This is a genomic window from Pseudomonas sp. NPDC088322 (assembly GCF_044740745.1).
GTDB lineage: Bacteria > Pseudomonadota > Gammaproteobacteria > Pseudomonadales > Pseudomonadaceae > Aquipseudomonas > Aquipseudomonas shirazensis.
The window spans coordinates 260,155-271,123 of record NZ_JBIURK010000009.1; the positions used below are offsets into that span (position 1 = coordinate 260,155).

Below are 10,969 nucleotides of genomic sequence, written 5' to 3' on the forward strand. Positions count from 1 at the left end.
CCAGGCTTACAAGGCCTTCACCGCGAGGATCTCCACCTCGAAGCTCAGGGTCTTGCCAGCCAATGGGTGGTTGAAGTCGATCGTCACCTGGTGCTCGTCAAAGGCTTTGACCACTCCAGGCAGCTCGGCGTTGGCTGCATCATTGAAGATCACCAGCAACCCTTCGGACAGCTCCATGTCAGCGAACTGCGAACGCGGCATGATCTGCACGTTCTGCGGGTTCGGCTGGCCGAAGGCGTTTTCCGGGGGCACGCTGACCGTGCGCTTGTCGCCGGCCTTGAAGCCGAACAATGCGGCTTCAAAACCCGGCAGCAGGTTGCCATCGCCAACCTTGAACACGGCCGGAGCCTTGTCGAAAGTGCTGTCGACGGTGTCGCCGTTTTCCAGGTGCAGGGCGAAGTGCAGAGTGACTTCGCTGTTCTGGCCGATACGGGTCTCAGTCATGCGCAGGCTCCTCGGACTTCTTGCTCTTGAACATATCCAGCGCCAGCATGATCGCGCCAACGGTAATGGCACTGTCGGCAACGTTGAATGCCGGGAAGTAATGCGTATTCTTCCAGTGGACCAGGATGAAATCGACCACATGACCGAGCACGACACGGTCGTACAGGTTGCCCAGCGCGCCGCCGAGTACCAGCGCCAGGGCAACTGCCAGCCAGGTTTCGCTGCGACCAAGGCGCTTGAGCCAGACTACCAGCACCGCGCTGACCACGATCGCGATCAGGGCAAACAGCCAGCGCTGCCAGCCAGCGCCGTCGGCCAGGAAGCTGAACGCAGCGCCGGTGTTGTAGGCCAGGGTCCAGCTGAAGTAGTCAGGGATGACCACGATCTGCTGGTACATGCTCAGGTTGCTGTTGAAGTACAGCTTGGTCACCTGGTCGACCACCACGATCAGCAGGCTCAACCACAGCCAGGCGAGGCGCCCGAAGCGCCCCACTGCAGGATTAGGCATAGTGACGCACCTCGCCCGCACCGCTCAGGTTGTCGACGCAGCGTGCGCAGATTTCCGGATGCTCAGGGTTGGCGCCGACATCGGCGCGGAAGTGCCAGCAACGGCCACACTTGGCGTGACCGGACTTGACCACTTTCAGCTTGAGGCCTTCGACTTCGGTGGCCACGGCATCGGCCGGCGCCTGCACGAACGGCACCACGCTCGCAGCCGAGGTGATCAGTACGAAGCGCAGTTCGTCGCCAAGCTTGGCCAGGTCGGCGCTCAGGCTTTCTTCGGCAAACAGGGTCACTTCGGCTTGCAGGTTGCCACCGATGGCCTTGGCCGCACGCTGGTTTTCCAGTTCCTTGTTGACCGCTGCCTTGACCGCCATGACCCGCTCCCAATAGGCGCGGTCCAGCTCGAAGCCTTCTGGCAGTTCGGTCAGGCCTTGGTACCAGGTGTTGAGCATCACCGACTCGTTGCGCTCGCCTGGCAGGTACTGCCACAGCTCGTCGGCGGTGAACGCCAGGATCGGCGCGATCCAGCGCACCAGCGCTTCGCTGATGTGGTACAGCGCGGTCTGGCACGAACGCCGGGCAACACTGTTGGCGCCGGTGGTGTACTGGCGGTCCTTGATGATGTCGAGGTAGAACCCGCCCAGCTCCTGCACACAGAAGTTGTGCACCTTGGAGTAGACGTTCCAGAACCGGTATTCGCTGTAGTGCTCTTCCAGCTCGCGTTGCAGCAGCAGCGCGCGGTCGACGGCCCAGCGGTCCAGCGCAAGCATGTCTTCGGCCGGCAGCAGGTCGCGGGCCGGATCGAAGCCGGACAGGTTCGACAGCAGGAAGCGCGCGGTATTGCGGATGCGCCGGTAGGCGTCGGCGCTACGCTGGAGGATCTGGTCGGAGACGGCCATTTCACCGGAATAGTCGGTGGCCGAAACCCACAGGCGCATGATGTCGGCGCCGAGGGTGTCGTTGACCTTCTGCGGCTCGATGGTGTTACCCAGCGACTTGGACATCTTGCGGCCGTTCTCATCGACGGTGAAGCCGTGGGTGAGCAGCTCGCGGTAAGGCGCATGGTTGTCGATCGCGCAGCCGGTCAGCAGCGACGAGTGGAACCAGCCCCGGTGCTGGTCGGAGCCTTCCAGGTACAGGTCGGCGCGCGGGCCGGTGGCGTGACCGATGTCATGCGAGCCACGCAGTACGTGCCAGTGGGTAGTACCGGAGTCGAACCAGACATCGAGGGTGTCGGTGATCTTGTCGTACTGGCCGGCTTCGTCACCGAGCAGTTCGGCGGCGTCGAGCTTGAACCAGGCTTCGATGCCCTCTTGTTCAACGCGCTTGGCGACCTCTTCCATCAGCTCGACTGTACGCGGGTGCAGCTCGCCGGTCTGCTTGTCGAGGAAGAACGGAATCGGCACACCCCAGTTGCGCTGACGCGAGATGCACCAGTCAGGGCGGTTGGCGATCATCGAGTGCAGGCGCGCCTGGCCCCAGGCCGGCACGAACTTGGTTTCTTCGATGGCTTTGAGCGCACGCTCACGCAGGGTGTCGCCGCTGGCCGGTTTGCGGTCCATACCGATGAACCACTGCGCGGTGGCGCGGTAGATCAGCGGGCTCTTGTGGCGCCAGCAGTGCATGTAGCTGTGGCTGATGGTTTCGGTGTGCAGCAGCGCACCGACTTCCTGCAGCTTGTCGACGATGGCTGGGTTGGCCTTCCAGATGAACTGGCCGCCAAACAGCTCGAGCGATGGCACGTAGACGCCGTTGCTCTGCACCGGGGTGAGGATTTCGTCGTTGACCATGCCATAGCGCTTGCAGGTCACGAAGTCGTCTTCGCCGTAGGCAGGTGCCGAGTGGACAACACCGGTACCGGCGCCCAGCTCGACGTATTCAGCCAGGTAGACAGGCGACATACGCTCGTAGAACGGGTGACGGAAGTTGATCAGTTCCAGCGCCGAACCTGGCGCGGTGGCGATGACCGAGCCTTGCAGGTCCCAGCGCTTGAGGCAGGCTTCGACCAGCTCTTCGGCCAGTACCAGCAGACGCTCGCCGGTGTCGACCAGGGCGTAGGTGAACTCCGGGTGGACGTTCAGCGCCTGGTTGGCGGGAATGGTCCACGGCGTGGTGGTCCAGATGACGATGGCGGCAGGCTTGGCCAGCGCGGCCAGGCCAAAGGCGCTGGCCAGCTTGTCGGCATCGGCGATAGGGAAGGCGACGTCGATGGTCGAGGACTTCTTGTCGGCGTATTCGACTTCGGCTTCAGCCAGGGCCGAGCCGCAGTCGAAGCACCAGTTCACAGGCTTGAGGCCCTTGAACACGAAGCCTTGCTTGACGATTTCGGCCAGCGCGCGGATTTCGCCCGCTTCGTTGGCGAAGTTCATGGTCTTGTAGGGGTTGTCCCAGTCACCCAGCACACCCAGGCGGATGAACTCGCTCTTCTGCCCTTCGATCTGCTCGGCGGCATAGGCACGGCACAGCTCACGGGTCTGGTCCGGGCTCAGGTGCTTGCCATGGGTGACCTCGACCTTGTGCTCGATCGGCAGGCCGTGGCAGTCCCAACCCGGGACGTACGGCGCGTCGAAACCGGAGAGGGTCTTGGAGCGGACAATCATGTCCTTGAGAATCTTGTTCAGCGCATGACCGATGTGGATCTTGCCGTTGGCGTAGGGCGGGCCATCGTGCAGGACGAACTTGGGACGATCCTTGCCAATTTCGCGAAGCTTCTGGTACAGGCCAATGCTGTCCCAGCGCTGCAGGATCTGCGGTTCGCGCTGGGGCAGGCCGGCCTTCATCGGGAAGGCGGTGTCCGGAAGATTAAGCGTGGCTTTGTAGTCGGTCATTTCAGGCTCTTGGTTAGCGGTTGAGCGTGCCAGTGGGCACGTGCGGCGGCGATGTCCGCGTCGATCGCCGACTTCAGCGCCTCCAGGGAGGCGAATCGCTGCTCTTCGCGCAGCTTTTGGTGGAACTCCACCGTCAGACGCCGGCCATACAGGTCGCCGGCAAAATCAAGAAGATGAATCTCCAGGTGAGGACGACCATCACCAGCAACGGTGGGTCGTACCCCGATATTGGCAACACCCGGCCAGCGCTTGCCGTCGATCTCGGCGCTGGTCAGGTAGACCCCGCTGAGTGGGATGCGGCGGCGCTTGAGCTGGATGTTGGCGGTCGGCGTGCCGAGCTGACGAGCCAGCTTCTGGCCGTGCAGGACGCGCCCGGTAATGGTGTACGGGCGGCCCAGCAGGTGTGCGGCCAGGGCAAAGTCAGCATTGGCCAGGGCGGTACGCACCTTGGTGCTGCTGACCCTCAAGCCGTCCTGCACGACCGTGTTGGCGGCCTCGACGGTAAAGCCGTACTTTTTGCCGGCCTCGACCAGAAAATCAAAGTCGCCGGCACGGTCGCAGCCAAAGCGGAAGTCGTCACCGACCTCCAGGTGGCGCACGCCGAGGCCATCGACCACGATCGTCTTGACGAATTCATCGGCGCTGAGCTGGCTCAGGCGCTGGTTGAAGGCCAGGCACAGGACCAGGTCGATGCCTTCGGCGGCCAGCAGCTGCACTTTGTCACGCAGCCGCGCCAGGCGTGCCGGCGCAGTCTCGGGGGCAAAGTACTCGCGCGGCTGTGGCTCGAAGATAACCACGCAGGTGGGCAGGCCTAACTCCCGGGCGCGGTCGCGCAGGCGCGCCAGGATTGCCTGGTGGCCACGGTGAACCCCGTCGAAGTTGCCAATGGTGGCGACACACCCCCGGTGCTCGGGGCGCAGGTTGTGAAGACCTCGAACCAGCTGCATAACGCGCTTCTTGCTCATAAAGTGGTCGATTATAACCACACCCGGGCGCTGGTGACAGGCAGCAGCGCCCTGGGGTGGCGACTAATGTGTAAAACCGACGCCTGGCCGCCTGGCACCTTAATGCAAGGCATTGCGGGCAAACTGCCGAGGACGCAAGCCGCAGGCGAACAGGCAACCGAAATAGGTCACGACGCCGGCACCGATCAGGGCACCCAGGCGCAGGAAGCGCTCGAGCATGCCGCCCTCTTCCCAGGCTGGCATGTAATGCATGCCCAGCAGCAACACGGCCGACATCAGGCTGACCGCGAGGATCAGCTTGAGCAGGAACCGCGCCCAGCCTGGTTGCGGCTGGAACAGGTCCTGGCGGCGCAGGCGCCAGTACAGCAAGCCGGCGTTGAGGCAGGCGCCGATGCTAATGGCCAGGGCCAGCCCGGCATGGGCCAGCGGGCCGACCAGCACCAGGTTGAGCAGCTGGGTCGAGATCAGGGTGAAGATGGCGATCTTTACCGGCGTGCGGATGTTCTGCTGGGCATAGAAGCCCGGCGCAAGCACCTTGATCAGGATGATCGCCAGCAGGCCGACCGAGTAGGCGATCAAGGCGCGCTGGGTCATGGCCGCGTCGAATGCGCTGAACTTGCCGTACTGGAACAGCGACACGGTCAACGGCTCGGCCAGAATTGCCAGGGCCAGGGTACACGGCAGTACCAGCAGGAAGCACAGGCGCAGGCCCCAGTCGAGAATCCGCGAGTACTCGTGGCGGTCGCGATTGGCGTAGGTCTTGGCCAGGGTCGGCAACAGGATAGTGCCGAGCGCTACCCCGAGCACGCCTGAGGGCAGCTCCATCAGGCGGTCGGCGTAGTACATCCACGACACCGATCCGGCCACCAGAAAGGAAGCGAAGATGGTGTTGATGATCAGCGAGATCTGGCTGACCGACACGCCGAGAATCGCCGGCAGCATCTGCTTGAGCACCCGCCATACACCGCTGTCCCGCAGGTTCAGGCGCGGCAGCACGAGCATGCCGATCTTCTTCAATGCCGGCAGCTGATACAGCAACTGCGCCAGGCCGCCCGCCAACACACCCCAGGCCAGGGCCATGATCGGCTGCTCGAAGTACGGCGTCAGCAGCAGGGCGAAGGCGATCATCGCCACGTTGAGCAGGGTCGGGGTGAACGCCGGTACCGCAAAGCGGTTCCAGGTATTGAGGATCGCCCCTGCCAGCGATGACAGCGAGATCAGCAATATATAAGGGAAGGTCACCCGCAGCAGGTCGGTGGTCAGGGCGAAGCGCTCGGCGTCGGCGGCAAAGCCCGGCGCCGTGACCCACACGATCCACGGCGCGGCGAAGATGCCCAGCGCAGTAACAACGGCCAGTACCAGAGTCAACAAGCCACTGACGTAGGCAATAAAGGTGCGCGTCGCCTCTTCGCCCTGTTGGGTCTTGTACTCGGCCAGGATCGGCACGAAGGCCTGCGAGAATGCGCCCTCAGCGAAGATACGCCGCAGCAGGTTGGGCAGTTTGAAGGCGATGAAGAACGCATCGGTTGCCGCGCCGGCACCGAATACGCGCGCCAGGATGGTGTCGCGGACAAAGCCCAGCACCCGTGAAATCATGGTGATGGAGCTGACTGCAGCCAGGGATTTGAGCAGGTTCATCGAAAAATTTTCACGCTGGGGACGGAGGACGCTACTAAAGCCGCCAAGATGTGCGATACTCCCGCGCCTTCGCAGGGGAGCCAAAATTCCCGAGTTTACAGGTCGCGGCGCAGAAAGGAATATTTCCCTCTCGCGGACCCACCACTCGGCGGAACCTTGCAGGTGGCCTTGACATCTGTCGTATGCATCGGCATGATTCGCGGCCTATTTTGTTTGCTATTTCCCTAAAGTCTTTCAAGGAGCTCGACGGTGGCCAACTCACCTTCCGCCAAGAAACGCGCAAAACAGGCTGAGAAGCGTCGCAGCCACAACGCCAGCCTGCGTTCCATGGTTCGTACCTACATCAAGAATGTAGTTAAAGCCATTGACGCAAAAGACGCCGAAAAAGCGCAAGCCGCTTACACCCTGGCTGTGCCTGTCCTCGACCGTATGGCCGACAAAGGTATCATCCACAAGAACAAGGCTGCTCGCCATAAAGGCCGTCTGAATGGCCACATCAAGGCGCTGAAAGAAACTGCAGCTGCCTAAGCGACGCGCTTGTTAAAAACCGACCCTAGGGTCGGTTTTTTATTGCCTGCGATTTACCCTCGCCTGGATGCGACCCCTGTAGGAGCGGCCTTGTGTCGCGAAAGGGGCGCGCAGCGGCCCCGCGATTTAGGCAACGCCGCAGAACTGCTGGGGGCGCTGCGCACCCCTTTCGCGACACAGGCCGCTGCTACAAGATCTGCAGCGCAGCCATATTGCTTACTTGCCCAGCTGGATCTTCGGCGCCCACTGCAGCCACACGTCATCAGGCTTGTCGAACAAGGCAAAGGTCTGCTTCGGTCGTGCCGGGTTACCCATCTGCTCGCCCTCTGGCGTGGCAAAAGCAATGCCGCCGTCGATCAGCGTCTCCAGCGACTCGGTACGCACCGTTGCCCCCTTGAACAAGCCCCAGTCGAAGCCAAAGCCGCTGCTGTTCCAGAACCGGCTGCCACCGCGCACCAGCCCGGCATAGCGCGGTTCGATGAGGATGTGGATCAGCACTCGATCAGCGTTCTGTCCCAATTCAAAGCCAGTGACCTTGCCCACTGCCACCTCGCGGTAGGTGACCGGCACGCCCGGCTTGATCGAGCCACGTCGCGGAGCACTCAGGGTAATCGGCAAGCCGATCTCCTGACCTTTCACCTCTGGCGCCTCCGCCAGAGCGATGAAGTCACGCTGTGAGCCTTGGCTCCTGGCGGCTGGCTGCACCTCGATGTACTGCCCACCGATCAGCGTATCGAGGTTCTCGGTCTTGACCAGCCCCAATGCTGGCTTGACCACCCAGAACTGCGTACCGACACGGGTGATGCGGTCGGCAGCTTCGTTGATGCGCGCACGCAGCAGTACCGCCTGCAGATCGTCGGTCAGGTCGGTACTCTCGATACTGCCCACCTCCAGGCCGCGGAAGCGGATCGGCGTGCCCGGCTTGAGGCCATCAGCGCGCTCGACACGGATGGTGATCAGGGTACCGGCGCGATTGGCTGCCTCTTCGCTCTCATGCAGACGGAAGCGCGGGATATGACGCTTGAGCGGCACATCCGGCTTCGGCGTATCGAAGGCAATGCCGCCCGCCATCAGGGTCTGCAATGACTCGCTCTTGACCTTGATCCCGGACAGGCCGCCGGTCAGGGTGATACCACTGGCATTCCAGAAGCGCGTTGAGCCGTTGACCAGATTGGCGTACTCCTTCTCGATGTGCACGCCGATCAGGATGCGTTTGCTGTTGCGGGCAAACTGATAGCTCTGCACGTTGCCGACCTTGACCTGGCGATACATCACCGGGCTGCCGACCTCGAGCGAGCCGAGGCTGTCGGCAAACAGCACCATATGCAGCCCTGGCGACTTCAGATCGAGCGGCGGCGCCTTGGCCCGTGCTTCGAACTCGCGCTGCGGCCGTGCGCCCTTGTCACCTGGACGGATAGCAATGTAGTTGCCCTTCACCAGCGCCTCCAGGCCAGTGATGCCCGCCAGGGAAATGGACGGCTTGACCACCCAGAATTGCGTGCCCTCGACCAGATAATCCTCGGCCAGAGGATCAAGGGTCAGTTCGGCTGAGGCACTGGCCAGGTCGTCTTCGATCTTCAGGGTCTTCAGCGAGCCGATCTGAATGCCTTTGTACAATACTGGCGTACGCCCTGCCTGCAGGCCTTCAAAATCAGTCAGTTTGACCTTGATGCGGATACCCGCCTGGGCAGCGTCAAAGTCTTCATAGAGGCGGAATGGCAGGCTTGGATCAGTCGGCGGACTGTCCTTGCGGTGCTCAGGGGTAGCAAAGGCAATACCACCGGCAACGATGCTGCTGAGCGACTCACTGCGCACCTTGACCCCGGACAGGTCAGCATCGATGCTGATGCCGCTGGCATTCCAGAAGCGAGTATGTTTGCGCACCAGGCTGGCGTAGGCGGGCTGGATGAACACCTTGACCTCAACGGTGCCCTGATCCTCGGACAGCTTGTAGCTCTTCACCCGACCGACCTGGATCTGCTTGTAGAACACCGGGCTGTCGCGATTGAGCGAGCCAAGTCGATCGGCCTTGAGGGTCAGGTGCAGGCCGGGCTCGGAGTCAGACAGCGGCGGCGCCGAGGCCAGCGCCTTGAAGCTTTTGGTCGGCTCGCCTTTGCCCGGGTCGACGGCAATATAGTTACCCGAGACCAGTGTCTCCAGGCCAGAGATGCCCGCCAGGGTAACGCTCGGCTTGACCAGCCAGAAGCGCGTGCCGGTGGTCAGCTGGGTGTCTGCCGCCTTGTTCATCTCGATGGTGGCGATCACCCCGGTGTTGCTGCCGGTGGCATCCAGCTCTAGTTCGGTAACCTTGCCGACTGGCATACCCTTGTAGATCACCTCGGTCTTGTTGGCGACGATCCCTTCACCAGTCTTGAAGCGCACCTGGATCTCCACCCCGGCAGAACGGTAGGCCTGAACGCCCAGCCAGCCGCCGATGATCAACGCGATCAGGGGCAGGATCCAGATGGCCGACCAGTTCGAGGCAGGGCGGGTTTTTGCCGTAGGCACGTCACTCATGGTCGTCATCCGACTCCGTGTTATCCCAGATCAGTCGGGGATCGAAAGTTAAGGCAGCAAACATCGTCAGGATCACCACGCAGGCGAAAGCGATGGCGCCCAGATTAGCTTCGACGCTGGCGATCCGGCCAAAATTGACCACCGCCACCAAAATGGCAATGACAAAGATGTCGAGCATCGACCAGCGCCCGATGAATTCGATAAAGCGGTACATCCAGATGCGCTGCCGGGCCGACAGCGGCTGATGTCTTTGCACCGAGTACAGCAGCAGGCCGATGCCGACCAACTTGAAGGTCGGCACCAGGATACTGGCAATGAACACCACGGCTGCGATAGGCAACATGCCGTGGTGCATCAGCGTGATGACCCCGGACATGATCGTGTCGGGGCTGCCCTTGCCCAGCGAGCTGACCGTCATGATCGGCAACAGGTTCGCTGGGATATACAGGATGGACGCAGTGATCAGCAGTGCCCAGGTGCGCACGATGCTGTTAGGCCGTCGCGGGTGGACGATGGCACCGCAGCGGATACAGGTCTGCCCGGCGTCATCGCCTTCCTGACGGTTCAGCTCGTGGCATTCATTGCACACCAGAATCCCGGCATCAATCGCCCGCATGCAGATCCTCCCCGGACAACGCCACCCAGATCTGATGCGGCGACATCACCACTTCCAACCAGACTTGCACCAGCAGCAGGCTGATGAAGCAGAACAGGCCAATACCGATATTCAGTTGGGCAAGGTCGAGCAGCTTGACCATGGCCACCAGCACGCCCATGAAGTACACCTCGAGCATGCCCCACTCGCGCAGGTGGTGGTACATCCGGTAGATCAGCAAGCCGTAGCTGCGCCCGATGTCCAGACGGATGCTCAGCAGCACCGCCAGTTGACACAGCAGCTTGAGCAAGGGGATGGCCATGCTGCAGAGAAACACCACCACGGCGATCAGGTGCATTTGTGAGTTGTACAAGCCAAGCACACCGCTCCAGACGGTATCGTCGGAGGTCTGCCCGAGCAGGTGCAGCTGCATGATCGGCAAGAAGTTGGCGGGTATATAAAGCAGCAGCGCAGCCAGCACCAGCGCCAGGCTGCGATTGACCACGTTATGGCGGTGAGCGTACAGCTCGTAGCCGCAACGTGGGCACAGCGCCTTCTCATTGTGCTGCAGGGGCGGCTTGCGCAGCAGCAGGTCACACTCATGGCAGGCGATGAGGTCGTCCAGCGGCAGATTGGCCAGCACTTCGGGGTCGACAGGGTTGGGCATATGGGCGTCTGAGTGGAAGCGTGGGCTCTATTCTAGTGTTCTGGCTCGCATTGTGGGAGACGCGTGGCCGCCCTGATGCGAGACATAAGCATACTGGCACTTCGTTATGAGCGCTGGATGGGGTAAAAAGTGCCGGGAATGGTAGCTGGAGCGACAATTTTAGGCTGCGCAGCAGCTCTGGATTTTATGGATCGCGGAAAAGACAAAACCCCTACCTGCTCGCGCAGATAGGGGTTTTGCGAAATGAATCTTGACGATGACCTACTCTCACATGGGGAGACCC

At 61.9% G+C, this 10,969-nt stretch carries 9 protein-coding genes; 1 reads left to right on the forward strand and 8 read right to left on the reverse strand.

Going from position 1 to position 10,969, the window contains the following annotated elements; all coding sequences use genetic code 11:
* Positions 1–6 precede the first annotated feature (6 nt).
* From fkpB to murJ, 5 genes are all read right to left on the reverse strand, one after another.
* Positions 7–444, reverse strand: coding sequence for an FKBP-type peptidyl-prolyl cis-trans isomerase (gene fkpB, locus ACIOAU_RS22805; protein ID WP_103435954.1), 438 nt, complete (start codon positions 442–444; stop codon positions 7–9).
* Positions 437–952 (reverse strand): signal peptidase II, encoded by a 516-nt coding sequence (gene lspA / locus ACIOAU_RS22810; protein WP_103435953.1) that lies wholly within the window; start codon positions 950–952, stop codon positions 437–439. Before lspA ends, fkpB begins: the two co-directional genes overlap by 8 nt.
* Complete coding sequence (gene ileS / locus ACIOAU_RS22815) at positions 945–3,776, reverse strand: isoleucine--tRNA ligase (RefSeq protein WP_401184773.1); 2,832 nt, start codon at positions 3,774–3,776, stop codon at positions 945–947. Before ileS ends, lspA begins: the two co-directional genes overlap by 8 nt.
* Positions 3,773–4,723 carry a bifunctional riboflavin kinase/FAD synthetase gene (ribF, locus tag ACIOAU_RS22820; RefSeq protein WP_103435951.1) on the reverse strand — a complete coding sequence of 317 codons (951 nt, stop codon included), beginning with the start codon at positions 4,721–4,723 and terminating at the stop codon, positions 3,773–3,775. The genes ileS and ribF overlap by 4 nt, the downstream gene beginning before the upstream one ends.
* Positions 4,724–4,840: 117 nt before the next feature.
* Positions 4,841–6,379, reverse strand: a complete 1,539-nt coding sequence (gene murJ / locus ACIOAU_RS22825) for a murein biosynthesis integral membrane protein MurJ (RefSeq protein ID WP_101316193.1) — start codon at positions 6,377–6,379, stop codon at positions 4,841–4,843.
* A 249-nt stretch (positions 6,380–6,628) separates the two neighbouring features.
* On the opposite strand from murJ, the gene rpsT reads away from it, so the two are divergent.
* On the forward strand, positions 6,629–6,907 hold the full coding sequence (gene rpsT / locus ACIOAU_RS22830; RefSeq protein ID WP_101316189.1) for a 30S ribosomal protein S20: 279 nt from the start codon (positions 6,629–6,631) through the stop codon (positions 6,905–6,907).
* A 216-nt stretch (positions 6,908–7,123) separates the two neighbouring features.
* Here rpsT and ACIOAU_RS22835 read toward each other — a convergent pair whose 3' ends face one another.
* Genes ACIOAU_RS22835 through ACIOAU_RS22845 form a run of 3 tightly spaced genes read right to left on the reverse strand, consistent with a single transcriptional unit; the run spans position 7,124 to position 10,686 of the window.
* Complete coding sequence (locus ACIOAU_RS22835; protein WP_188035278.1) at positions 7,124–9,424, reverse strand: PqiB family protein; 2,301 nt, start codon at positions 9,422–9,424, stop codon at positions 7,124–7,126.
* Positions 9,417–10,040, reverse strand: coding sequence for a paraquat-inducible protein A (locus tag ACIOAU_RS22840; RefSeq protein ID WP_401184776.1), 624 nt, complete (start codon positions 10,038–10,040; stop codon positions 9,417–9,419). Before ACIOAU_RS22840 ends, ACIOAU_RS22835 begins: the two co-directional genes overlap by 8 nt.
* On the reverse strand, positions 10,027–10,686 hold the full coding sequence (locus ACIOAU_RS22845; protein ID WP_401184778.1) for a paraquat-inducible protein A: 660 nt from the start codon (positions 10,684–10,686) through the stop codon (positions 10,027–10,029). Before ACIOAU_RS22845 ends, ACIOAU_RS22840 begins: the two co-directional genes overlap by 14 nt.
* Positions 10,687–10,969: the final 283 nt, after the last annotated feature.